Origin of the sequence: Quadrisphaera setariae, from assembly GCF_008041935.1 — a bacterium.
Classification (GTDB): domain Bacteria; phylum Actinomycetota; class Actinomycetes; order Actinomycetales; family Quadrisphaeraceae; genus Quadrisphaera; species Quadrisphaera setariae.
Map to the genome: position 1 here is coordinate 80,262 of NZ_VKAC01000001.1, position 24,086 is coordinate 104,347.

20 protein-coding genes and 4 tRNA genes are annotated in these 24,086 nt (G+C 71.9%); 21 read left to right on the forward strand and 3 right to left on the reverse strand.

What is annotated here, in order from left to right:
* Positions 1 to 42: 42 nt before the first annotated feature.
* On the reverse strand, positions 43 to 537 hold the full coding sequence (locus FMM08_RS00415) for a YajQ family cyclic di-GMP-binding protein (RefSeq protein WP_147924394.1): 495 nt from the start codon (positions 535 to 537) through the stop codon (positions 43 to 45).
* A 119-nt stretch (positions 538 to 656) separates the two neighbouring features.
* Here FMM08_RS00415 and FMM08_RS00420 point away from each other — a divergent pair.
* The 6 genes from FMM08_RS00420 to FMM08_RS00445 all read left to right on the forward strand — a co-directional run bounded on the left by FMM08_RS00420 (position 657) and on the right by FMM08_RS00445 (position 2,196).
* Positions 657 to 738: transfer RNA gene (locus FMM08_RS00420), tRNA-Tyr, on the forward strand.
* Positions 739 to 798: 60 nt separating this feature from the next.
* A tRNA-Thr gene (locus FMM08_RS00425) sits at positions 799 to 874 on the forward strand.
* Positions 875 to 912: 38 nt separating this feature from the next.
* Positions 913 to 986 (forward strand) — tRNA-Met (locus tag FMM08_RS00430).
* Between the two features lie 130 nt (positions 987 to 1,116).
* The gene (rpmG, locus tag FMM08_RS00435; protein ID WP_109773109.1) at positions 1,117 to 1,287 is read left to right on the forward strand and encodes a 50S ribosomal protein L33; all 171 of its coding nucleotides are present in this window, start codon (positions 1,117 to 1,119) and stop codon (positions 1,285 to 1,287) included.
* A gap of 20 nt (positions 1,288 to 1,307) precedes the next feature.
* Positions 1,308 to 1,751: an FAS1-like dehydratase domain-containing protein gene (locus FMM08_RS00440; protein WP_147924396.1), complete on the forward strand. Its 444-nt coding sequence runs from the start codon at positions 1,308 to 1,310 to the stop codon at positions 1,749 to 1,751.
* Positions 1,752 to 1,767: 16 nt separating this feature from the next.
* Entirely contained in the window at positions 1,768 to 2,196 is a 429-nt protein-coding gene (locus tag FMM08_RS00445) for a MaoC/PaaZ C-terminal domain-containing protein (protein WP_147924397.1), read from the forward strand.
* Positions 2,197 to 2,218: 22 nt separating this feature from the next.
* Here FMM08_RS00445 and FMM08_RS00450 read toward each other — a convergent pair whose 3' ends face one another.
* Complete coding sequence (locus FMM08_RS00450; protein ID WP_222710250.1) at positions 2,219 to 3,376, reverse strand: LacI family DNA-binding transcriptional regulator; 1,158 nt, start codon at positions 3,374 to 3,376, stop codon at positions 2,219 to 2,221.
* 82 nt (positions 3,377 to 3,458) lie between these two features.
* Between FMM08_RS00450 and FMM08_RS00455 the strand changes: the two genes are divergently transcribed.
* From FMM08_RS00455 to FMM08_RS00465, 3 genes are read left to right on the forward strand one after another with little or no spacing between them, the layout of a single operon-like run.
* On the forward strand, positions 3,459 to 4,790 hold the full coding sequence (locus FMM08_RS00455; RefSeq protein ID WP_147924399.1) for an MFS transporter: 1,332 nt from the start codon (positions 3,459 to 3,461) through the stop codon (positions 4,788 to 4,790).
* Positions 4,791 to 4,799: 9 nt separating this feature from the next.
* A complete protein-coding gene (locus tag FMM08_RS00460; RefSeq protein ID WP_147924400.1) occupies positions 4,800 to 5,888 on the forward strand; it encodes a UDP-N-acetylmuramate dehydrogenase in 1,089 nt (362 codons plus the stop codon).
* An 11-nt stretch (positions 5,889 to 5,899) separates the two neighbouring features.
* Entirely contained in the window at positions 5,900 to 7,174 is a 1,275-nt protein-coding gene (locus tag FMM08_RS00465) for an MFS transporter (protein WP_187279446.1), read from the forward strand.
* 80 nt (positions 7,175 to 7,254) lie between these two features.
* On the opposite strand, the gene FMM08_RS00470 is transcribed toward FMM08_RS00465, so the two are convergent.
* Entirely contained in the window at positions 7,255 to 8,499 is a 1,245-nt protein-coding gene (locus FMM08_RS00470; RefSeq protein WP_147924401.1) for a pyridoxal phosphate-dependent aminotransferase, read from the reverse strand.
* Between the two features lie 136 nt (positions 8,500 to 8,635).
* On the opposite strand from FMM08_RS00470, the gene FMM08_RS00475 reads away from it, so the two are divergent.
* The 12 genes from FMM08_RS00475 (at position 8,636) to fusA (ending at position 24,026) form a co-directional block, all read left to right on the forward strand.
* Positions 8,636 to 8,708, forward strand: a tRNA-Trp gene (locus tag FMM08_RS00475).
* 95 nt (positions 8,709 to 8,803) lie between these two features.
* The gene (gene secE, locus FMM08_RS00480) at positions 8,804 to 9,058 is read left to right on the forward strand and encodes a preprotein translocase subunit SecE (protein ID WP_147924402.1); all 255 of its coding nucleotides are present in this window, start codon (positions 8,804 to 8,806) and stop codon (positions 9,056 to 9,058) included.
* 64 nt (positions 9,059 to 9,122) lie between these two features.
* Positions 9,123 to 9,932 (forward strand): transcription termination/antitermination protein NusG, encoded by an 810-nt coding sequence (nusG, locus tag FMM08_RS00485; RefSeq protein ID WP_147924403.1) that lies wholly within the window; start codon positions 9,123 to 9,125, stop codon positions 9,930 to 9,932.
* 77 nt (positions 9,933 to 10,009) lie between these two features.
* Positions 10,010 to 10,441, forward strand: coding sequence for a 50S ribosomal protein L11 (rplK, locus tag FMM08_RS00490; protein WP_109773101.1), 432 nt, complete (start codon positions 10,010 to 10,012; stop codon positions 10,439 to 10,441).
* Between the two features lie 110 nt (positions 10,442 to 10,551).
* A complete protein-coding gene (gene rplA, locus FMM08_RS00495) occupies positions 10,552 to 11,274 on the forward strand; it encodes a 50S ribosomal protein L1 (RefSeq protein WP_147924404.1) in 723 nt (240 codons plus the stop codon).
* 407 nt (positions 11,275 to 11,681) lie between these two features.
* On the forward strand, positions 11,682 to 12,260 hold the full coding sequence (gene rplJ, locus FMM08_RS00500; protein ID WP_147924405.1) for a 50S ribosomal protein L10: 579 nt from the start codon (positions 11,682 to 11,684) through the stop codon (positions 12,258 to 12,260).
* A gap of 88 nt (positions 12,261 to 12,348) precedes the next feature.
* A complete protein-coding gene (rplL, locus tag FMM08_RS00505; protein ID WP_139710069.1) occupies positions 12,349 to 12,738 on the forward strand; it encodes a 50S ribosomal protein L7/L12 in 390 nt (129 codons plus the stop codon).
* Positions 12,739 to 13,166: 428 nt separating this feature from the next.
* Positions 13,167 to 16,649, forward strand: a complete 3,483-nt coding sequence (gene rpoB, locus FMM08_RS00510) for a DNA-directed RNA polymerase subunit beta (protein ID WP_147924812.1) — start codon at positions 13,167 to 13,169, stop codon at positions 16,647 to 16,649.
* A 112-nt stretch (positions 16,650 to 16,761) separates the two neighbouring features.
* Positions 16,762 to 20,643 (forward strand): DNA-directed RNA polymerase subunit beta', encoded by a 3,882-nt coding sequence (locus FMM08_RS00515; RefSeq protein ID WP_147924406.1) that lies wholly within the window; start codon positions 16,762 to 16,764, stop codon positions 20,641 to 20,643.
* Positions 20,644 to 20,993: 350 nt separating this feature from the next.
* Positions 20,994 to 21,365 carry a 30S ribosomal protein S12 gene (gene rpsL / locus FMM08_RS00520; protein ID WP_109773095.1) on the forward strand — a complete coding sequence of 124 codons (372 nt, stop codon included), beginning with the start codon at positions 20,994 to 20,996 and terminating at the stop codon, positions 21,363 to 21,365.
* Positions 21,365 to 21,835, forward strand: a complete 471-nt coding sequence (rpsG, locus tag FMM08_RS00525; protein WP_147924407.1) for a 30S ribosomal protein S7 — start codon at positions 21,365 to 21,367, stop codon at positions 21,833 to 21,835. Before rpsL ends, rpsG begins: the two co-directional genes overlap by 1 nt.
* Before the next feature lie 88 nt (positions 21,836 to 21,923).
* A complete protein-coding gene (gene fusA / locus FMM08_RS00530) occupies positions 21,924 to 24,026 on the forward strand; it encodes an elongation factor G (RefSeq protein WP_147924408.1) in 2,103 nt (700 codons plus the stop codon).
* Positions 24,027 to 24,086: the final 60 nt, after the last annotated feature.

The window sequence follows — 24,086 nt, forward strand, 5'->3', positions numbered from 1 at the left end:
CCCCAGGCGTCCTCGGGAGCCGCCAGGCCCGCCCGCGGGGCCTCAGCGGTAGTTGACGAACTGCAGGGCGACGTCGAGGTCTGCCGCCTTGAGCAGCGCGATGACGGCCTGGAGGTCGTCGCGGCTCTTGGCCGACACCCGCAGCTCGTCGCCGGTGACCTGCGTCTTGACGCCCTTGGGGCCCTCGTCGCGGACGATCTTGCCGATCTTCTTGGCGTCCTCCTGGCTCAGCCCCTCCTTGAGGGAGGCGTCGAGCCGGTACTCCTTGCCCGACACCCGGGGCTCACCGGCGTCGAGGGCCTTCAGCGACACGCCGCGCTTGATGAGCTTCGTCTGCAGCACGTCCAGCACCGCCTTGACGCGCTCCTCGCTGTTGGCGCTCATGGCGATGACCTCGGTGCCGCTCCACTCCACGGACGCCCCGGTGCCCTTGAAGTCGTACCGCTGGGCGATCTCCTTGGCGGCCTGGTTCAGGGCGTTGTCGACCTCCTGGCGGTCGAGCTTGCTGACGACGTCGAACGACGACTCGCTGGCCACGGGGGTGCCTCCTGGGGGGCTGGTGAGGGCTGGTCGGTGCTGGTCCTCGCACTCGGGGGCGCGCCCCGCGAAGGGGATGCGCCGCACCCGGCGGAGGACTTGCTATCGTAGGCAGCCGCGGCAGGTTGCCCGAGCGGCCAATGGGAGCTGACTGTAAATCAGCCGGCAATGCCTTCGCAGGTTCGAATCCTGCACCTGCCACGCGAGTCCGCGGGTCCTGCGCGGTCCTCCTCCGGAGGCCGTGTAGGCTCGCGGTCGCCGGCCCCGATAGCTCAGTCGGCAGAGCGTCTCCATGGTAAGGAGAAGGTCTAGGGTTCGATTCCCTATCGGGGCTCCACGGCTGGTCAGCGGCGCGAGCCGCTGACCAGCTCCCCAGGCGGGGTAGCTCAGTTGGCGAGAGCGCACGACTCATAATCGTGAGGTCGAGGGTTCGAGTCCCTCTCCCGCTACGCGCTGCACGTCGTCCCCCGGGAGCCGGCTGGTCAAGACCAGTCCTGGCGCCGCGTAGACTGCTGCGCCGAACCCGTGCCGCCGCACCCGATGCGGACGGCTTGTGCAGATGTGAGAGGACGGCCTGCCGTGGCCAGCAAGTCGACCGACGTCCGGCCGAAGATCACGCTCGCGTGCACCGAGTGCAAGGAGCGGAACTACATCACCAAGAAGAACCGGCGCAACGACCCGGACCGCCTGGAGATGAAGAAGTTCTGCCCGCGCGACGGCCGCCACACCACCCACCGCGAGACCCGCTGACCCTCGTCAGCGGCGCCGCTGTGCCGAACCCCGCCGACCAGGTCGGCCGCACGTGGCCGTCCGGAGACACCCTCGAGGTGTCCCGGGCGGCCATCGCTGCGTTCGCCGAGGCCACCGGAGCCACCCACCCCGCCCACGTCGACGTCGACGCGGCGCGCGAGCTCGGGTACACGGACGTCGTCGCCCCGCCGACCTTCCTCGTGGGTCTGGCGCAGGCGAGCGACGCGCGCTTCGTGGACGACCCCGCCTCCGGCGTCGACTTCTCCCGCGTCGTCCACGGCGAGCAGCGCTTCACCCACCACCGCCCCGTGGTCGCGGGTGACCGCCTCGTGGCGGCCCTCACCGTCGAGTCCGTGCGCCGCATGGCCGGCAACGACCTCGTGACCACGCGCAACGAGATCACCACCGAGGACGGTGTCCCGGTGTGCACCGCCACGTCGATGCTCGTGGTCCGCGGCGAGTGAGGGGAGCCACGCGCTCATGACCACCCTGACGACCTCCCAGGTGTCCGTCGGTGACGCCGTGGGTTCCACGACCGTCCACCTCACCCGCGCCGACCTCGTGCGCTACGCGGACGCCAGCGGCGACCAGAACCCCATCCACCAGTCCGACGAGGTGGCGCGCTCCGTGGGGCTGCCGGGGGTCATCGCCCACGGCATGCTCACCATGGGCGCCGCCGTCCGCGTCGTCGTCGACTGGTGCGGCGACCCCGGTGCCGTCGTGGACTACGGCACCCGCTTCACCGGCCAGGTCCCCGTCGACGCCGAGAGCGGCGCTGACCTCGAGGTCAGTGCCGTCGTCGGCGCTGTCGACGCCGAGGCCGGCACGGTCCGCGTCGACCTGACCGCCACGTGCGGCGGCACCCGCGTGCTCGGTCGAGCGCGCGCCGTCGTGCGCCTGCCCGCCTGAGCCCCCGCCCGAGCCGCGGCCCTCACCGGGGCGGGCTCGCGCTCGTCGTCCCGACGACCAGCTCCACGGGCAGGTGCACGGGCTGCGGGACCCCTCCCGCGAGGAGGGTCGCCACCATCCGTCCGGCCTCTCGACCACGGTCCGCCGCCGGCTGGCGCACCGTGGTCAGCCGGTCCTCGCCCAGCCACGGCGTCTCCACGCCGTCGTAGCCCGTGACGGACAGCTCCTGCGGGACCCGCAGCCCCAGGGCCCGGGCGGCCTGGACCACGCCGACGGCCAGCAGGTCTGACTGCGCGACGACGGCGGTCGGGCGCCGCGGGGCCGGCAGCAGCGCGCCGGCGCCGTCGCAGAGGAGGGCCCGCGCCGCGGCCTCGCCCTCCTCTCGCGAGTTGGTGGCCGTCTCCCAGGTGCGCAGCGCGGGGGCGTCCTCGCCGCGCAGGACGTCCTCGGTGCCCGCCAGGCGCTCCCAGGCGTCGTTGTAGCCGCGGGTGCTGCGGCGGGCGCCCTCGAGCCACCCCCGCCGGCGGTGGGGGCCCCACGGCAGGGCCACGACACCCACCGCCGCGTGCCCGAGCCCAGCCAGGTGCTGCGCCACCTGTCGCGCCGCTCCGCGGTTGTCGAGGTCGACCAGGTGCACGCCGTCCCGGTAGGGGCCCTCGACGCCCACCACGGGCACGCGCCGGCGCAGCAGGAGGTCCAGGGCGGGGTCGTCGTCGCCGCCGCAGGTCGCGAAGACGACGGCGTCCAGGGGGGCCTGCTCGACCACGGCGAGGCGTGAGGGGTCGTCCTCGACGCCGCCGATGAGCAGCAGGCCGGCGCCGAGCGCCCCGACCTCGTCGGCGAGGGCGTCGAGCTGCACGACCGCCAGCGGGTCGGCGAAGGCGTAGCCCAGCCGGTCTCCCACGACGACGCCGACCACGCGGGAGCGCCCGCGCCGCAGCGAGCGCGCCAGCGGGTCCGGGCCGGCGTAGCCGAGCTCGGCGGCCGCGGCGAGCACGCGCTCTCGCGTCCCGGGCACCACGCGGGCGTCCCCCGAGAAGGCGAGCGAGGCCGTCGAGGTGGACACGCCGGCGCGGGCCGCCACCTGCTTGAGGGTGGGGCGCGCCCGACGACCGCTGCCGCGCTCCGCCGCGCCCGCCCCGTCGACCGAGCCCGCGTCGCCTTGACCCGCCTCCCGCACGGGTGCGAGCCTAGTCGTCGAATCGATTCGATCGTGGGCGGGGCGCGACTGCGCCGGCCCCTCCAGCGCTGGAGCTCCCCCCGTGTCCACCACCCCCTCGGCCGCCGGCGTCGGCGCTGGGCCCACCCGCCGCAGCGCACCGTCGCAGCAGGTCCGCGCCGCGCGCACGGCCGTCTTCGTCGTCTTCGCCCTCAACGGCATCGCCTTCGCCACCTGGGCGTCGCGGCTGCCGACCACCCGTGACGACCTCGGGCTGTCCCAGGCCCAGCTCGGCCTGCTCCTGCTCTGCATCGCCGTCGGCTCGGTCACCGCGCTGCCCACCGCGGGACCCCTGGCCGCCCGCATCGGCACCACCCGCCTCGTGCGGCTCGCCACGGTCCTCGGGCTGGGCGGGCTGGCGTGGGCCTCGTTCTCCGCGTCCGCCCTGCACTCGGTGCCGCTGACCGTGGTGGGCATGGTCTTCATGGGCGTCGGGATCGGCGCGTGGGACGTCGGCATGAACCTCGAGGGCGCCCTGGTCGAGCAGCACCTCGGCCGCGCGATCATGCCGGCCTTCCACGCCGGCTTCAGCGGGGGCACGGTGCTGTCGGCAGGGCTCGGCGCCCTCATGGCCTGGGGCGACGTGCCGGTCTGGGTGCACGCGGCCGGCGTCGCGGTGGTCTCCCTGGCCCTGCTGTGGTGGTCCAGCGGCCGCTTCCTGCCCGAAGGCGGGCGCGCTCCTGGAGCCGCCGGCGCCGGGGCCGCCTCTCCCGCCGCGCAGGGCGCCACCGCTGACCCGGCTGCCACCGCCGGGGTCGCGCCGGCGCGGCTGAGCGCGCTGGGCGCCTGGCGCGAGCCGCGCACGCTGCTCATCGGCGTCCTCGTGCTCTCCGCCGCCTTCACCGAGGGCACGGCCAACGACTGGATGGCCATCGCCCTCGTGGACGGCTACGGCGCGTCCGCCGCGGTCGGTGCCGTCGGCTTCGCCGTCTTCCTCTCCGCGATGACCGCGGCCCGCCTCGGCGGGCAGTGGGCCCTGGACCGCTGGGGGCGCGTGCCCGTCCTGCGCGCCACCACCGGGCTCGGGGCCGTCGGCGCGCTGCTGGTGGTCTTCGGCGAGTGGCTGCCGCTCGCGCTGGTCGGTGCCGTCCTGTGGGGAGCGGGAGCCGCGCTCGGTTTCCCGGTGGGCATCAGCGCCGCCGCCGACGACCCGCAGCGCGCCGCCGTGCGCGTCAGCGTGGTCACGACCATCGGCTACACCGCGTTCCTCGCGGGCCCGCCCCTGCTCGGCTTCCTCGGCGAGCACGTGGGCGTCCTCGACTCGCTGCTCGTCGTGGCCCTCGTGGCCGTGCCCTCGCTCCTGGTCAGCCGCGTGGCCCGACCGGCGGCGGGCTCTCCTGGCGAGCGCCGCGACGCCGCCGGGAGCACCGCCTAGCCTGCTGCCGTGACCTCCACCGCCGACGGGCAGGGCTCCGCGCCGGGCCCCGTCCGCCTCGCCGACCTCACCACCCTGCGCGTCGGGGGACCCGCGGCCCGCACGGTGGTCGCGACCACGCGCCAGCAGGTCGTGGACGCCGTCAGCGCCGCCGACGCCGCGGGGGAGCCCCTGCTCGTCGTCGGCGGCGGCTCCAACCTCGTCGTCGGGGACGACGGCTTCGACGGCACCGTCGTCGTCGTGCGCACGAAGGGCGTCGAGCTGGAGTCGGGGGACTGGTGCGGCGGGGCGTTCCTCCACGTCGACGCCGGGGAGGACTGGGACGGCCTCGTCGCCCGCGCCGTCGCGAACGGCTGGTCGGGGGTCGAGTGCCTGTCGGGCATCCCGGGCACCGTCGGCGCGACACCGGTGCAGAACGTCGGGGCCTACGGCCAGCAGCTGTCCGACGTCCTCGCGAGCGTCCAGACCTGGGACCGGCGCGACGGTCGGCTGCGCACCATCCCCGCCTCGAACTGCCGCCTGCGCTACCGCGACTCGCTCTTCAAGGACGAGCCCGGCCGCTACGTGATCCTCGACGTCGTCCTGCAGCTGCCCGTGAACGACCTCGCCGCGCCCGTGAGGTACGCCGAGCTGGCCGACCAGCTCGGCACCGGGCCGGGGGAGCGGCGCCCGCTCGCCGAGGTCCGCGAGGCCGTCCTGGCCCTGCGCCGGCGCAAGGGCATGGTGCTCGACGAGGCCGACCACGACACCTGGTCCACCGGGTCGTTCTTCACCAACCCCCTGCTCGCGCCGGAGCAGGCCGCGGCGCTGCCGGAGGGCGCGCCCCGCCACCCCGACGCCGCCAGCGGGCTGGTGAAGACCTCCGCCGCCTGGCTCGTGGAGCGCGCGGGCTTCGGCCGCGGCTGCGGGCCCGACGGCGCGGTGCCGTCGTCGTGGCCCGCGACGCTGTCCACCAAGCACACCCTGGCCGTCACCAACCGCGGCGGCGCCAGCGCCGCCGACGTGCTCGCCGTGGCCCGCGCCGTCCGCGACGGCGTCCGCGAGCGCTTCGGCGTGGAGCTGGCCCCGGAGCCCGAGCTCGTCGGCTGCAGCCTCTGACGCCCGGCGCCGTGGCTGACGGGCCGGACGGGCCGGACGGGCCGGACGGGCCGGGCGGGGTGGCGGAGCGCTCGCCGGGGCGCCCCTGGAGGCGCGTCGCGCCGGCCCTCCTGGCGTGCGCCTGGGGCGGCAACCACTTCACGCCGCTGCTCCTGCTGTACCGCCAGGTGGAGGGCTACTCCGCCGTCGTCGTCGACCTGTTCTTCGGCTTCTACGTGGTGGGCCTGGTGCCGGGCTTCCTCCTGGCCGGGCCGCTGTCCGACCTGGTCGGACGCAAGCGGCCCACGGTGGTGGCGGTGGTCCTGGGGATGGCGGCCAGCGCGGTGCTGGCCGTGGGGTCCGGCGGCGTGGTGCTCATGTGCGCGGGTCGCTTCCTCGCGGGGCTCAGCGTCGCCGCCGCGATGGTGGTCGGCACCTCCTGGGTCAAGGAGCTCTCCACGACGCCGTTCGAGGACGACGTCGAGCCGGGCCTGCGCGCCCGGCGGGCCGCGCTCACGCTCACCGCGGGGTTCGGCGTCGGGGCGGGGGTCTCCGGGGCGCTGGCGCAGTGGGGGCCGGTGCCCACCGTGCTGCCGTACGCGGTGCAGTCGCTGCTGGCGCTGGTGTCGCTGGTCCCGCTGCTGACGGCGCCGGAGACCCGGCCGCTGCTCGCGCGCACGGGCCTGCGCCGGCCCTCGGCGGCGGAGCTCCTGGCGGACCTGCGCGTCCCGCGGCGCGCCCGGCGCCGCTTCCTCGGCGTGGTGCTGCCGGCGGCGCCGTGGGTCTTCGGTGCGGCGGCGCTCGCCTACGCCGTGACCCCGGCCCTCATCACCGGCCGGACGGGCGGGCTGGCGGTCGCGACCGCGGCGCTGCTGTGCGTGGTGGGCCTGGCCGCCGGTGCGCTCGTGCAGCCGTGGGTGCCGCGGCTCGCCGCGCTGACCGGGGGGCGTCAGCTCCTCGTGGGGCTGGGGGCGGCGCTGGTCGGGACGGTCCTGTGCGCGCGCGTGGCGTCCTCGCCGTCGGTGCCCCTCGCGCTGCTCGCCTCCGCCGTGCTGGGCGTGGCGTACGGCGTCGTCCTGGTGGCGGGACTGGTGGAGGTACAGGCGGTGGCCACCGCCCGGGACCTCGGCGCGATGACCGGCTGGTACTACAGCGCCACCTACCTGGGCTTCCTGCTGCCCGAGGCGCTGTCACTGGCCGCGCCGCTCGCGCCGCCGGCGGTGCTCCTGCTGGCGGTCGCCGTCCTGGTGGCCGCCTGCGGAGCCGTGGTGGCGGTGGGCCTGCGCGTCCGGGACGGCACCGGGTGAGAGCGCTGAGGGGCGCTGACCGGGATCCGGTCAGCGCCCCTCAGCAGCGCCCTCAGCGCACCGTGCGCGGAGCCCAGGCGTCAGCGGGCCTCGCCGAGCACGCGCTGGATGCGGCTGACGCCCTCGACGAGGTCGTCGTCGCCCAGGGCGTAGGACAGCCGCAGGTAGCCCGAGGGGCCGAACGCCTCACCGGGCACGACCGCCACCTCGGCCTCCTCGAGCAGCAGGGTGGCGAGCTCGGCGCTCGTCGTCGGGACGCGGCCGCGGATCGTGCGGCCCAGCAGCGCCTTGACCGAGGGGTAGGCGTAGAAGGCGCCCCGCGGCGTGGGGCACTCGACGCCGTCGATCGCCGAGAGCATCTCCACCATCGTCCGGCGGCGGCGGTCGAACGCCTCGCGCATGTGCGCCACGGCGTCGAGGGAACCCTCCAGCGCCGCGACCGCCGCGCGCTGGGAGACGTCGGCGACGTTGCTGGTCAGGTGGCTCTGGAGGTTGGTCCCCGCCTTCACGACGTCGCGGGGGCCGATGAGCCACCCCACGCGCCAGCCGGTCATCGCGTACGTCTTCGCCACGCCGTTGAGCACGAGCGTGGTGTCGGCGAGCTCCGGCACCACCACGGGCAGGGACGGCGCGGTCGCCCCGTCGTAGAGCAGGTGCTCGTAGATCTCGTCGGTGACCACCCACACGCCGTGCTCGAGCGCCCACTCGCCGATGGCGCGGACCTGGGCCTCGTCGTAGACCGCGCCGGTCGGGTTGGACGGCGAGCAGAACAGCAGGACCTTGGTGCGGGGCGTGCGCGCGGCCTCGAGCTGCTCCACGGTGACCAGGTAGCCCTGGTCCTCCCCGGCGAAGACCTCCACCGGCACCCCGCCCGCCAGGCGGACGGCCTCGGGGTAGGTGGTCCAGTAGGGCGCCGGGAGGATGACCTCGTCGCCGGGGTCGCACAGCGCGGCGAACGCGGTGTACACGGCCTGCTTGCCGCCGTTCGTCACGAGCACCTGCTCCGGGGTGACCTCGTAGCCGGAGTCGCGCAGGGTCTTCGCGACCACGGCGGCCTTCATCTCCGGCAGGCCGCCGGCGGGCGTGTAGCGGTGGTTCCTCGGGTCGCGGCACGCCGCGGCGGCCACCTCGACGACGTCTGCCGGGGTGGGGAAGTCGGGCTCACCCGCGCCGAAGCCGATGACGGGCCGGCCCTGCGCCTTGAGCGCCTTGGCCTTGGCGTCCACGGCGAGCGTGGCCGACTCCGCGATGGCGGCGAGGCGGGCGGAGACGCGGCGCTGGGCACCGGTCGGCTGGGCTGGCTGGGTGGCGGAGGCGGCGCTCACAGCAGCGATCCTCTCGCAGGAGTCCGCGCCCGGTCACACCCACCCTCGACGAAAGGTATGCTTGCGGGCCGGTGGTCGTGTGCTGCCTGCGTCCGGACGCTCAGAGAGCCCCGGGTGCAGCGCGGTGGGCCACCAGAGGGTAGTGGCGCAATTGGTAGCGCACCGGTCTCCAAAACCGGCGGTTGCGGGTTCGAGTCCCGCCTGCCCTGCGACGAGGGTCGACCAGACCGACACCAGCAGGACCAGCCAGCAGCACGACCACAGCGGAGCGCCGGCGCACGCCGGCCGAGGAGGTGCGACCGACGTGACGGACACCCAGCCGGGCAGCGCCTCCGGGGCGACCGCGGCGGCGAGCCGACGCGGAGGGCCCTTCGCCCGCCTGCTCGTGTTCCTGCGCGAGGTGGTCGCAGAGCTCAAGAAGGTGGTCTACCCCACCCGCGACGAGCTCGTGACCTACACCTCCGTCGTGCTGGTGTTCGTCGCGGTCGTCATGACGTACGTGTCCCTGCTGGACCTCGGCTTCGGGCGCCTGGTGCTCTGGGTGCTCGGCGGCAGCTGAGCCGCTCACCGCGTCGCGCCCCGGCACCAGCAGCACCCGCAGACAGGAAGCAGGCCCACCCATCGTGTCCCAGCAGTCCTACGACTCCCGCGAGACCTTCGACGCCGACGCCGACGAGACCCTCGAGGTGGACGACGCTGCTGCCCAGGGGCAGGAGCAGGGCGACGCGGAGGAGCCGGCCGTCGAGGTCGTCGCCGACGAGGCGGACCAGGACGAGCCCGCCGTGTCCGACGAGGGCGACGCCGGTGATCCCGCCCCCTCCGACGAGGACGAGGACGACGTCGACCCGGTCGAGGAGTTCAAGGCGCAGCTGCGCCGCGCTCCCGGTGACTGGTTCGTCATCCACTCCTACGCGGGCTACGAGAACCGCGTGAAGAGCAACCTCGAGAACCGCATCGGCAGCCTCAACATGGAGGACTACATCTTCCAGGTCGAGGTGCCGATGGAGGAGGTCCGCGAGATCAAGAACGGCCAGCCGAAGCTCGTGCGCCGCGTGCGCATCCCGGGCTACGTGCTGGTGCGGATGGACCTCACCAACGAGTCCTGGGGCGCGGTGCGCCACACCCCGGGGGTCACCGGCTTCGTGGGCAACACCCACCAGCCGGTGCCGCTGAGCACCGACGAGGTGTTCTCGATGCTGGCGCCGGCGCTGCAGCCGAAGGAGAGCGCCAAGGCCACGGCGAAGTCGACCACGGTCACCGAGGTCGACTTCGAGGTGGGCGAGTCGGTCACCGTCATGGAGGGTCCCTTCGAGACGATGCCCGCCACGATCTCCGAGATCAACACCGACCGGCGCACGCTGCAGGTGCTGGTCTCCATCTTCGGCCGGGAGACGCCGGTCGAGCTGTCCTTCGGCCAGGTCGCCAAGATCTGACCGGTCGCTGCCAGGCCGCCACGGCCTGGGGCCCTCCAGCACCACGACGTCCCACGTCCACGAGGTAGAGAAGAGCCATGCCCCCCAAGAAGCGGGTCTCCGGACTCATCAAGCTCCAGATCAACGCCGGCGCGGCCACGCCGGCCCCGCCGATCGGCCCCGCGCTGGGCCAGCACGGCGTCAACATCATGGAGTTCTGCAAGGCCTACAACGCCGCGACGGAGTCGCAGCGCGGCAACGTGGTGCCGGTCGAGATCACGGTGTACGAGGACCGCTCGTTCACCTTCATCCTCAAGACCCCGCCGGCCGCGGAGCTCATCAAGAAGGCGGCTGGCGTCGCCAAGGGCTCCCCCACCCCGCACACCACCAAGGTCGCGTCGCTGACCTCCGACCAGGTGCGCGCCATCGCCGAGCAGAAGCTCCAGGACCTCAACGCCAACGACGTCGACGCCGCGATGAAGATCATCGCTGGCACCGCCCGCTCGATGGGCATCACCGTCCAGGGCTGAGCCCGCTCGCACCACCGCTGCGCACCGCCACCACGGCAGGCGCAGCGCCCCCGCAGTCGTGGGAGGCCCGGGAGCGAACCGGGCCGCCTGACCACAGAGAGAAGAGCACCGTGAAGCACAGCAAGGCCTACCGCGCCGCCGCCGAGAAGATCGACCGCGAGGCCCTCTACAGCCCGCTCGACGCCGTGAAGCTGGCCAAGGACACCTCGGTCACCAAGTACGACGCCACCGTCGAGGTGGCCTTCCGCCTGGGCGTCGACCCGCGCAAGGCCGACCAGATGGTCCGCGGCACCGTCAACCTCCCGCACGGCACCGGCAAGACCGCCCGCGTGCTGGTCTTCGCCGTGGGGCCCCGCGCCGCCGCCGCTGAGGCCGCGGGCGCGGACATCGTCGGCGGTGACGAGCTGATCGAGCGCGTCGCCGGCGGTTTCCTCGACTTCGACGCCGCCGTGGCGACGCCCGACCTCATGGGCAAGGTCGGCCGCCTGGGCCGCGTGCTCGGCCCGCGCGGCCTCATGCCCAACCCGAAGACCGGCACGGTGACGATGGACGTCGCCAAGGCCGTGACGGAGATCAAGGGCGGGAAGATCGAGTTCCGCGTCGACAAGCACTCGAACCTGCACTTCATCATCGGCAAGACCTCCTTCTCCGAGGCCTCGCTGGTGGAGAACTACGCGGCAGCGCTCGACGAGGTGCTCCGCCTCAAGCCGGCCGCCTCCAAGGGCCGCTACATCTCGAAGGCGACCATCGCGACGACGATGGGCCCGGGCATCCCGGTGGACCCGGCGCGCACCCGCAACCTGCTCGAGGACGGCGCGGTCGCCACGGCCTGACCTCCTCCCTCGACGGCCCCTGACCCGGCACCTGCCGGGTCAGGGGCCGTCGTCGTCGGACGGTCGGTGACGGCCGCTCCCGAGCGCTGGGCTGCTCGCGGCGGTCAGACCCACCGGGTCGGACGTGTAGACTGAGTGCACCCAAGACCGCCGGTCGGTGCCACCTGCCCCGCAGGAAGCATCCGAAGGTCCTGCAGCAGCGGGCGTCCAGCGCAGGTGAGCGAGATCCAGAGGCACTCCGCCAGCGCGTCAGCGCCCGGCCCGGAAGCCTCCTGCGAGCCCCGTGCGCCTGGCGCCGGGGCTCTCGTCGTCTGCGGGCCGGGCACGACCGGCGGCCGGGCAGCACCTCCAGCACACCGGGGGAGCGGCCCGCCGTTCGACTGACACGCACCCCCGGAAGGAGGATCGTGCCCACCGCTGAGAAGGAAGCAGCCGTCGCAGAGCTCACCGAGCTCTTCCGCGAGGCGAACGCCGGCGTGCTCACCGAGTACCGCGGCCTGACCGTCGCGCAGCTCAAGGAGCTGCGCCGCGCGATCGGCGACAACGGCAGCTACAACGTCGTCAAGAACACCCTCACCGCGATCGCCGCGAAGAACGCCGGCGTCGACGCGTTCGAGGGCCAGCTGTCCGGCCCCACGGCCATCGCGTTCATCACCGGTGACCCGGTGGAGGCCGCCAAGGGCCTGCGCGCGTTCGCCAAGACGAACCCGCAGCTGGTCATCAAGTCCGGGTTCCTCGAGGGCAAGCCGCTGTCCGCGGCTGACGTGGCGGCGCTGGCCGACCTCGAGCCCCGCGAGGTCCTGCTGGCCAAGATGGCCGGCGCGCTCAAGGGCTCCCTCAACCGCGCCGCGTACGTCTTCAACGCGCCGCTGTCGAAGGCCGCCCGCACCGTCGACGCCCTGCGCGCCAAGGTCGAGGCCGGCTCGCCGGCCGAGGCCGCTGCGCCGGCCGCCGACGAGGCCGCTCCCGCGGCCGACGAGGCCTGAGGGCTCGCGCCCTCGCCCCTGCACCACCGCGGCCGCGACACCGCGCGCCGCTGCTGACACTGACTGGTACTGAAAGAGGAGAGCCACCATGGCCAAGCTGTCCGCTGACGAGCTGCTCGACGCCTTCAAGGAGATGACCCTCATCGAGCTCTCGGACTTCGTGAAGAAGTTCGAGGAGGTCTTCGAGGTCACCGCCGCTGCTCCCGTCGCCGTCGCCGCCGCTGGTGGCGCCGCTGGTGGCGCTGCCGCCGAGGAGGTCGAGGAGCAGTCCGAGTTCGACGTCATCCTCGAGGCCGCCGGTGACAAGAAGATCCAGGTCATCAAGGAGGTGCGCGCCCTCACGAGCCTCGGCCTGAAGGAGGCCAAGGACCTCGTGGACGGCGCCCCCAAGCCCGTCCTGGAGAAGGTCGCCAAGGACGCCGCCGAGAAGGCCAAGGCCCAGCTCGAGGGCGCTGGCGCCACCGTCTCCGTCAAGTGAGACCGGTCCGGGCCGCCGTCCTCGGCGAGCCCGGACCACCAGCACCACCCAGCGCAGCGGCGCCGGCTCCTCGGAGCCGGCGCCGCTGCCGCGTTCCGGCCGTGACCGCAGGCCCGAGCAGCGGCTCCGCCGGACCGGTGGAGGTCGCTCGGTGCGGCTGGGGCGCGCCTGCTTGACGCGCGCGGACGGCGAGGGCACCATCGTCGTCGCCGGGGTCAGCGCGCAGCGCGGGCGACGGGTGGACCGACGACGGGGTCGGGGAGCGCGCTGCGCGTCAGGCCGTCAGTGACGGCGACTGGACTTGTGCGGGGCGGGAGAGTACGGTATCCCCTTGCGCACACTCCTGCATGCCCTGATTCCGGTGGAAACCGGATAGGGGTTCGCTGGCATGCGCCCGCACCGTCCGCAGGCCCGTGGAAGGACTCCTCTTGGTCGCCTCGCGCACCTCGCTCCGCCCCAGCTCCAACGGTTCCACCTCGACCGCCCGCCGTGTGTCGTTCGCGAAGATCCGCGAGCCGCTCGACGTCCCCGACCTCCTGGCCCTGCAGACCGAGAGCTTCGACTGGCTCCTCGGCAACGAGCGCTGGCGCGAGCGCGTCGCCGCCGCCTCCAAGGAGGGGGAGGTGCCCAGCACCTCCGGCCTGGAGGACATCTTCGAGGAGATCTCCCCGATCGAGGACTTCTCGGGGTCCATGTCGCTGAGCTTCCGCGACCACCGCTTCGAGCCGCCCAAGTACTCCCTCGAGGAGTGCAAGGAGCGCGACATGACGTTCGCCGCTCCGCTGTTCGTGACCGCCGAGTTCATGAACGCCACTACGGGCGAGATCAAGAGCCAGACCGTCTTCATGGGCGACTTCCCGCTCATGACCCCGCGCGGCACCTTCGTCATCAACGGCACCGAGCGCGTCGTCGTGTCCCAGCTCGTGCGCTCACCGGGCGTCTACTTCGAGCACACCATCGACAAGGCGTCCGACAAGGACGTCTACTCCGCGAAGGTCATCCCCAGCCGCGGCGCGTGGCTCGAGTTCGAGGTCGACAAGCGCGACATGGTGGGCGTCCGCGTCGACCGCAAGCGCAAGCAGTCCGTCACGGTCCTCCTCAAGGCGCTCGGCTGGACCGACGCGCAGATCCTCGAGGAGTTCGGCCAGTTCGAGTCCATGCGGGCCACGCTCGAGAAGGACAACACCACCGGCCAGGACGACGCGCTGCTGGACATCTACCGGAAGCTGCGTCCGGGCGAGCCGCCGACGAAGGAGGCCGCCCAGACCCTCCTCGACAACCTGTACTTCAACCCGAAGCGGTACGACCTGGCGAAGGTCGGTCGCTACAAGCTGAACCGCAAGCTCGGGCTCGAGGAGCCCCTGACCGCGGGGACGCTGCGCGTCGAGGACGTCGTGGCCACCATCCGCTTCCTGGTCACGCTGCACGCCGGCCAGAAGACGATGAAGGGCACCCGCGGGGGCGCCGAGGCCGACATCCGCGTCGAGGTCGACGACATCGACCACTTCGGCAACCGTCGCCTGCGCGCCGTCGGCGAGCTCATCCAGAACCAGGTCCGCACGGGCCTGAGCCGCATGGAGCGCGTCGTGCGCGAGCGCATGACCACGCAGGACGTCGAGGCCATCACGCCGCAGACGCTCATCAACATCCGTCCCGTCGTGGCCTCCATCAAGGAGTTCTTCGGGACGAGCCAGCTGAGCCAGTTCATGGACCAGACCAACCCGCTGGCGGGCCTGACCCACAAGCGCCGCCTGTCGGCGCTGGGCCCGGGCGGCCTGAGCCGCGACCGCGCCGGCATGGACGTCCGTGACGTCCACCCGTCGCACTACGGCCGCATGTGCCCGATCGAGACCCCTGAGGGCCCGAACATCGGCCTGATCGGGTCCCTGTCGAGCTACGGGCGCATCAACCCGTTCGGCTTCGTGGAGACGCCGTACCGCCGCGTCGTCGACGGCGTCGTCAGCGACGAGGTGCACTACCTCACCGCCGACGAGGAGGACGAGCACGTCATCGCCCAGGCGAACGCCCCGCTGGGGGAGCGCCAGGAGTTCACCGAGGCGCGCGTCCTGGTGCGCGCCAAGGGCGGCGAGGCCGAGTTCGTCCCGGCCGCCGAGGTCGACTACATGGACGTCTCGCCGCGCCAGATGGTGTCCGTCGCGACCGCGATGATCCCCTTCCTGGAGCACGACGACGCCAACCGCGCGCTCATGGGCTCCAACATGCAGCGCCAGGCCGTGCCGCTGGTCCGCGCCGAGGCGCCGCTGGTCGGCACCGGCATGGAGCTGCACGCCGCCGTCGACGCCGGTGACGTCATCGTGGCCGAGAAGCCCGGTGCCGTGACCTCGGTCAGCGCCGACATGGTGACCGTCGCCAACGACGACGGCACGACGTCGACCTACCGGCTGGCGAAGTTCCGCCGCTCCAACCAGGGCACCTCCTACAACCAGCGCGTGCTGGCGGTCGAGGGGACCCACGTCGAGCGCGGGACCGTCCTGGCGGACGGCCCGTCCACCGACCAGGGCGAGCTGGCGCTGGGCCGCAACCTCCTCGTCGCGTTCATGCCCTGGGAGGGCCACAACTACGAGGACGCGATCATCCTCTCCCAGCGGATCGTCCAGGACGACGTCCTGAGCTCGATCCACATCGAGGAGCACGAGGTCGACGCCCGCGACACCAAGCTGGGCCCCGAGGAGATCACCCGGGACATCCCCAACGTCGCGGAGGACGTCCTCGCCGACCTCGACGAGCGCGGCATCATCCGCATCGGCGCCGAGGTCGTGCCCGGCGACATCCTCGTCGGCAAGGTCACGCCCAAGGGCGAGACCGAGCTCACCCCCGAGGAGCGCCTCCTGCGCGCCATCTTCGGCGAGAAGGCCCGTGAGGTGCGCGACACCTCGCTGAAGGTCCCCCACGGCGAGTCCGGCACCGTCATCGGCGTCAAGGTCTTCGACCGCGAGGACGGCGACGAGCTGCCCCCGGGCGTGAACCAGCTGGTCCGCGTCTACGTGGCCCAGAAGCGCAAGATCACCGACGGTGACAAGCTCGCCGGCCGCCACGGCAACAAGGGCGTCATCTCGAAGATCCTGCCGGTCGAGGACATGCCGTTCCTCGAGGACGGCACCCCCGTCGACATCGTGCTCAACCCGCTGGGCGTGCCCGGCCGCATGAACGTCGGTCAGGTCCTCGAGCTGCACCTGGGCTGGATCGCCAAGCAGGGCTGGAAGATCGAGGGGAACCCCGAGTGGGCCGCTCGCATCCCGGAGGTCGCCCGCGAGGTGGCCCCGAACACCCCGGTCGCCTCCCCGGTCTTCGACGGCGTCTCCGAGAACGAGATCACCGGTCTGCTGGGCTGCACGACGCTGACCCGCGACGGTGAGCGCCTGGTCGACGAGTCGGGCAAGGCCCGGATGTTCGACGGCCGCTCCGGGGAGCCGTTCCCGTACCCGGTCTCGGTGGGCTACATGTACATCCTCAAGCTCCACCACCTGGTCGACGACAAGATCCACGCCCGCTCGACCGGCCCCTACTCCATGATCACGCAGCAGCCCCTGGGTGGTAAGGCCCAGTTCGGCGGCCAGCGGTTCGGCGAGATGGAGGTGTGGGCGCTGGAGGCGTACGGCGCCGCCTACGCCCTGCAGGAGCTGCTCACCATCAAGTCCGACGACGTCCTGGGCCGCGTGAAGGTCTACGAGGCCGTGGTCAAGGGCGAGAACATCCCCGAGCCGGGCATCCCCGAGTCCTTCAAGGTGCTCATCAAGGAGATGCAGTCGCTCTGCCTGAACGTGGAGATCCTCTCCAGCGACGGCACGAGCATCGAGATGCGGGAGACCGACGACGACGTCTTCCGCGCTGCGGAGGAGCTCGGCATCGACCTGAGCCGCCGCGAGCCGTCCAGCGTCGAGGAGGTCTGACCTCCCGCCGGCGCGGCCCCCGCTGGGGGGCCGCGCCGGCGCCTCCCTCTCCCAGCACCCCAGCTCTGCTCCCCCGGGGGGAGCGCCCCTGAGCACCACCGAGAGGACATCCGTGCTCGACGTCAACTTCTTCGACGAGATCCGCATCGGCCTGGCCACCGCCGACTCGATCCGCACCTGGAGCCACGGCGAGGTCAAGAAGCCGGAGACCATCAACTACCGCACGCTCAAGCCGGAGAAGGACGGGCTCTTCTGCGAGAAGATCTTCGGTCCCACCCGGGACTGGGAGTGCTACTGCGGCAAGTACAAGCGCGTCCGGTTCAAGGGCATCATCTGCGAGCGCTGCGGCGTCGAGGTCACCCGCGCCAAGGTGCGCCGCGAGCGGATGGGCCACATCGAGCTCGCCGCCCCCGTGACCCACATCTGGTACTTCAAGGGCGTCCCGAGCCGGCTCGGGTACCTCCTCGACCTCGCCCCGAAGGACCTCGAGAAGGTCATCTACTTCGCGGCCTACATGATCACCTGGGTGGACGACGAGTCGCGCTCTCGCGACCTGCCGTCGCTGCAGGCGCAGATGGACGTCGAGAAGAAGCAGGTCGCCGACCGTCGTGACAGCGACGTCGAAGCGCGTGCGCAGAAGCTCGAGGCCGACCTCGCCGAGCTGGAGGCCGAGGGCGCCAAGGGCGACGTGCGCCGCCGCCTGCGTGAGTCGGCCGAGCGCGAGATGAACGCGATCCGCCGCCGCGCCGACGCCGAGATCGAGCGCCTCACCCAGGTCTGGGACCGCTTCGCCAAGCTCAAGGTCGCCGACCTCGAGGGCGACGAGGTGCTCTACCGCGAGCTGCGCGACCGCTACGGCCTCTACTTCGAGGGCGGGATGGGCGCTGCGGCCATCCAGAAGCGACTGGCCTCCTTCGACCTCGAGGCCGAGGCGGAGTCGCTGCGCGAGACCATCGCCACCGGCAAGGGGCAGCGCAAGACCCGCGCGCTCAAGCGCCTCAAGGTGGTCTCGGCGTTCCTGACGACCACCAACTCCCCGCTCGGCATGGTGCTGGACGCGGTCCCGGTCATCCCGCCGGACCTGCGCCCGATGGTCCAGCTGGACGGTGGCCGCTTCGCGACCTCCGACCTCAACGACCTGTACCGCCGCGTCATCAACCGGAACAACCGCCTCAAGCGGCTCCTCGACCTCGGCGCGCCCGAGATCATCGTCAACAACGAGAAGCGGATGCTGCAGGAGGCCGTCGACGCGCTGTTCGACAACGGCCGCCGCGGCCGCCCGGTCACCGGGCCGGGCAACCGTCCGCTGAAGTCGCTGTCCGACATGCTCAAGGGCAAGCAGGGCCGGTTCCGCCAGAACCTGCTCGGCAAGCGCGTCGACTACTCGGGTCGCTCGGTCATCGTCGTCGGGCCCCAGCTCAAGCTGCACCAGTGCGGCCTGCCCAAGCCGATGGCGCTGGAGCTCTTCAAGCCCTTCGTCATGAAGCGGCTCGTCGACCTCAACCACGCGCAGAACATCAAGTCGGCCAAGCGCATGGTCGAGCGCGCGCGCCCCGTCGTGTGGGACGTCCTCGAAGAGGTCATCACCGAGCACCCGGTGCTGCTGAACCGCGCGCCCACGCTGCACCGCCTCGGCATCCAGGCCTTCGAGCCCCAGCTGGTCGAGGGCAAGGCGATCCACCTGCACCCGCTGGTCTGCGGCGCGTTCAACGCCGACTTCGACGGCGACCAGATGGCCGTGCACCTGCCGCTGAGCGCAGAGGCGCAGGCCGAGGCCCGCGTGCTCATGCTCTCCAGCAACAACATCCTCAAGCCGGCGGACGGCCGTCCGGTGACGATGCCCACCCAGGACATGGTCATCGGCCTGTTCCACCTCACCTCGGTGGTCGAGGGCGGCACCGGGGAGGGGCGCACCTTCGGCTCGGTCTCCGAGGCGATCATGGCGTTCGACGCCAAGACCCTGGACCTGGGCGCCAAGGTCCGCATCCGCCTCCAGGGCGTCGTGCCCCCGGCCGGTGCGCCGGTGCCGGAGGGGTGGACGCAGGGCGACCCGCTCGTCCTGGAGACCACGCTCGGCCGCACGCTGTTCAACGAGGCCCTGCCGACGGACTACCGGTTCGTCGACGCCGTGGTGGACAAGAAGCAGCTGTCGGCGATCGTCAACGACCTCGCTGAGCGCTACCCCAAGGTGCAGGTGGCCGCGACGCTGGACGCGCTGAAGTCGGCCGGCTTCCACTGGGCGACCCGGTCAGGCACGACCATCGCCATCTCCGACCTGGTCTCGCCGGACAACAAGCAGGCGATCCTGGAGGAGCACGAGGCCCGCGCCGAGAAGGTGCAGCAGCAGTACGAGGCCGGCCTGATCACCAACGACGAGCGGCGCCAGGAGCTCATCGAGATCTGGACCGTCGGCACCAACCGCGTCGCCGAGGACCTCGAGTCCTCCATCGACCCGAAGAACACCATCTTCCGGATGGTCACCTCGGGCGCGCGAGGCAACTGGATGCAGATGCGCCAGATCGGTGGCATGAAGGGCCTCGTGGCGAACCCGCGCGGCGAGATCATCCCGCGCCCGGTGAAGTCGTCCTTCCGCGAGGGCCTGTCCGTGCTGGAGTTCTTCATCTCCACCCACGGCGCCCGCAAGGGCCTGGCGGACACCGCTCTGCGGACCGCCGACTCGGGCTACCTGACCCGTCGACTGGTGGACGTGTCGCAGGACGTCATCGTCCGCGAGGACGACTGCGGCACCTCGCGCGGCCTCACGCTGCCGATCGGCACGCGGGGCCAGGACGGCGTGCTGCGCCTGCTGGACACGGTGGAGACGAGCGTCTACGCCCGCACCCTGGCCGCCGCGGTCACGGTGGACGGCGAGGTGCTGGCCGACGCCGGCGCTGACGTCGGTGACGTGCTCATCGACGCCCTGGTCGCCCGCGGCGTCGAGGAGGTGAAGATCCGCTCGGTCCTCACCTGCGAGTCCAAGGTGGGCACCTGCGCGCTCTGCTACGGCCGTTCGCTGGCCACCGGCAAGCTCGTGGACATCGGCGAGGCCGTCGGCATCATCGCCGCCCAGTCCATCGGCGAGCCCGGCACGCAGCTGACGATGCGCACCTTCCACGTGGGTGGTGTCGCCTCCGAGGGCGGTGACATCACGCACGGCCTCCCGCGCGTGCAGGAGCTCTTCGAGGCCCGGACCCCCAAGGGCCAGGCACCGATCGTGGAGGCCGTCGGCCGCGTGTCCATCGAGGACGCCGAGCGCACCCGCCGCATCACGATCACCCCGGACGACGGGTCCGAGGAGGTCTCGCACCTCGTGAGCAAGCGCGCGCGCCTGCTCGTGGCCGACGGCCAGCGCGTCGAGGTGGGCCAGCAGGTCGTGCAGGGGTCCGTCGACCCCAAGCAGGTGCTGCGCATCCTCGGTCCGCGCGCGGTGCAGAAGCACCTGGTGGACGAGGTGCAGGCCGTGTACCGCAGCCAGGGCGTGGGCATCCACGACAAGCACATCGAGGTCATCGTGCGGCAGATGCTGCGCCGCGTGACGATCATCGACTCCGGTGACGCCGAGCTGCTGCCCGGCGAGCTGGCCGAGCGCGGCCGGTTCGAGTCGGAGAACCGCCGCGTCGTGGCGGAGGGCGGCACGCCGGCCGCGGGTCGCCCCGAGCTCATGGGCATCACCAAGGCGTCCCTGGCGACGGAGTCGTGGCTGTCCGCGGCCTCGTTCCAGGAGACGACCCGCGTGCTCACCGAGGCCGCCCTGAACGGGCGCAGCGACCCGCTGCTCGGCCTCAAGGAGAACGTCATCCTGGGCAAGCTCATCCCGGCGGGCACCGGACTGGCGCGCTACCGCGACGTCAAGGTGGAGCCCACGGAGGAGGCGAAGGCCGCGATGTACGCGATCCCGAGCTACGACGACTCCGACTACGAGGGCTACTTCGGTGCGGGTTCCGGCCAGGCCGTGCCCCTCGAGGAGTACGACATCGGCGGCTACGGCCGCTGACGCACCGCCCCGGTGGCCGTGACCCCCTGCGGGGAGCGGCCACCGGTCCGGAACGCCGAGACGCCCTCGGCGGCGGGGAACACCCCCGTCGCCGGGGGCGTTTTGACTGGTGTATCGCGCACCGCGTACCCTCGACAGAAGCCCGGGTGCGCCCGGGCCTCCGTGCGCCAGGACCGTCCCGCTCGCAGGAGCGGGCTCGACGTCCGGGCAGGGTCCGGTGGGGAAGCCCGCCAGGCAGTCGGACGTGCCCGACCACGGGGGCCAGGCAGTACGAGCGGCGGTAGGACCCACAGGTCCGGCCACCGGCAGCCCGACTCTGACAGACGCACGTCACGACCCACGGAGACTCAGTGCCCACCATCCAGCAGTTGGTCCGCAAGGGCCGCCAGGACAAGGCGACGAAGACCAAGACGCCGGCCCTCAAGGGGAGCCCGCAGCGCCGCGGCGTGTGCACCCGCGTGTACACCACCACCCCGAAGAAGCCGAACTCCGCGCTGCGCAAGGTCGCCCGCGTGCGCCTGTCCAGCCAGGTCGAGGTCACCGCCTACATCCCGGGCGAGGGCCACAACCTCCAGGAGCACTCGATCGTGCTCGTCCGCGGTGGTCGTGTGAAGGACCTCCCCGGCGTCCGCTACAAGATCGTCCGCGGCGCCCTCGACACCCAGGCGGTCAAGAACCGCAAGCAGGCCCGCAGCCGCTACGGCGCGAAGAAGGGGAACTGATGCCTCGCAAGGGACCGGCCCCGAAGCGGCCGCTCGTCGTCGACCCGGTCTACGGGTCCCCGCTGGTCACCCAGCTCGTCAACAAGATCCTCGTCGACGGCAAGAAGTCCGTCGCTGAGCGCATCGTCTACGGGGCCCTCGAGGGCGCCCGCGAGAAGACCGGTGGCGACCCGGTCGTGGCGCTCAAGAAGGCCATGGACAACGTGCGCCCCGCCCTCGAGGTGAAGTCCCGCCGCGTCGGCGGTGCCACCTACCAGGTGCCGATCGAGGTCCGCGCCGGTCGCTCGACGACGCTCGCGCTGCGCTGGCTGACCAGCTACGCCCGTGCTCGTCGCGAGAAGACGATGACCGAGCGCCTCATGAACGAGATCATCGACGCCAGCAACGGTCTGGGGGCCGCGGTCAAGCGCCGCGAGGACACCCACAAGATGGCCGAGTCGAACAAGGCGTTCGCGCACTACCGCTGGTGATCATCTGTCCGCGCCGCCCACCGGGCGGCGCGGACGACCCCCACCGCTCCCTAGGGCCCCGTGCGGGCCGGACAGGCAGGACCACAGCGTGGCACTCGACGTGCTGATGGACCTCAACAAGGTCCGCAACTTCGGCATCATGGCGCACATCGACGCCGGCAAGACCACGACGACCGAGCGGATCCTCTTCTACACGGGGATCAACTACAAGATCGGCGAGGTCCACGACGGCGCCGCCACGATGGACTGGATGGAGCAGGAGCAGGAGCGGGGCATCACCATCACCTCCGCTGCCACCACCTGCTTCTGGGAGGGCACCCAGCTCAACATCATCGACACGCCCGGCCACGTCGACTTCACGGTCGAGGTCGAGCGCAACCTCCGCGTCCTCGACGGCGCTGTCGCCGTCTTCGACGGCAAGGAGGGCGTCGAGCCCCAGTCCGAGACGGTGTGGCGGCAGGCGGACAAGTACGACGTCCCGCGCATCTGCTTCGTCAACAAGATGGACAAGCTGGGCGCTGACTTCTACTTCACCGTCCAGACCATCAAGGACCGCCTCGGCGCCACGCCGCTGGTGATCCAGCTGCCGATCGGCTCCGAGAGCAGCTTCATCGGCTGCGTCGACCTCGTCTACAACCGCGCCCTCGTGTGGCGCGGCGAGACGGGCAAGGGCGAGGCCTACGACATCGAGGAGATCCCCGCGGACCTCGTCGAGAAGGCGGCGGAGTACCGCCACCAGCTCATCGAGACGGTGGCCGAGTCCGACGAGGCGCTGCTCGAGAAGTACCTCGGCGGCGAGGAGCTGACGCCTGAGGAGATCAAGGGCGCCATCCGCAAGATGACGATCTCGTCGCAGCTCTACCCGGTGCTGTGCGGCTCGGCGTTCAAGAACAAGGGCGTCCAGCCCATGCTCGACGCGGTCGTCGACTACCTGCCGACCCCGCTCGACGTCCCCAGCGTCGAGGGCCACAAGCCGAACGACGAGGAGACCGTGCTCACCCGCGCGGCGAAGTACGAGGAGCCGTTCTCGGCCCTCGCCTTCAAGATCTCCTCGCACCCGTTCTTCGGCAAGCTCACCTACATCCGCGTCTACTCGGGCCGGATCTCCTCGGGCGCCCAGGTCGTCAACTCGACCAAGGGCAAGAAGGAGCGCATCGGGAAGATCTTCCAGATGCACTCCAACAAGGAGAACCCCGTCGACGAGGCGGCCGCCGGTCACATCTACGCGGTCATCGGCCTCAAGGACACGACCACCGGCGAGACGCTCTGCGACCCGTCGGCGCCCATCGTGCTCGAGTCGATGACGTTCCCCGAGCCGGTCATCTCCGTGGCCATCGAGCCCAAGACGAAGGCCGACCAGGAGAAGCTGGGCACCGCGATCCAGAAGCTCGCCGAGGAGGACCCGACCTTCCAGGTCCAGCTCGACGAGGAGACCGGCCAGACCATCATCAAGGGCATGGGCGAGCTCCACCTCGACATCCTGGTCGACCGCATGCGCCGGGAGTTCAAGGTCGAGGCGAGCGTCGGCAAGCCCCAGGTCGCGTACCGCGAGACCATCCGCCGCACGGTGGAGAAGATCGACTACGTGCACAAGAAGCAGACCGGTGGCTCCGGCCAGTACGCGAAGGTCCAGCTCAAGTTCGAGCCCCTGGACACCTCCGACGGCCAGATGTACGAGTTCAAGAACGCCGTCACCGGCGGTCGCGTGCCCCGCGAGTACATCCCCAGCGTCGACGCCGGCATCCAGGACGCGATGCAGCTCGGCGTGGTCGCCGGCTACCCCCTGGTGGGGATCAAGGCCACCCTGCTGGACGGCGCCTACCACGAGGTCGACTCCTCGGAGATGGCGTTCAAGGTCGCTGGGTCGATGGTCCTCAAGGAGGGCGTCAAGAAGGCCGACCCGGTGCTCCTGGAGCCCGTGATGGCCGTTGAGGTGCGCACGCCCGAGGACTACATGGGCGACGTCATCGGTGACCTCAACTCCCGCCGTGGCCAGATCCAGGCCATGGAGGACATCAGCGGCGCGAAGATCGTGCGTGCGCAGGTCCCGCTGTCGGAGATGTTCGGCTACGTCGGCGACCTCCGGTCGAAGACCCAGGGCCGGGCCGTCTACACCATGACGTTCGACAGCTACGCCGAGGTCCCGCGCAACGTGGCCGAGGAGATCATCAAGAAGGCCCGCGGCGAGTGACCTGCCGCTAGCGGCAGGGCGTTCGTTAGCATCATCGACAGACAGATCTCGAGGAGGAAC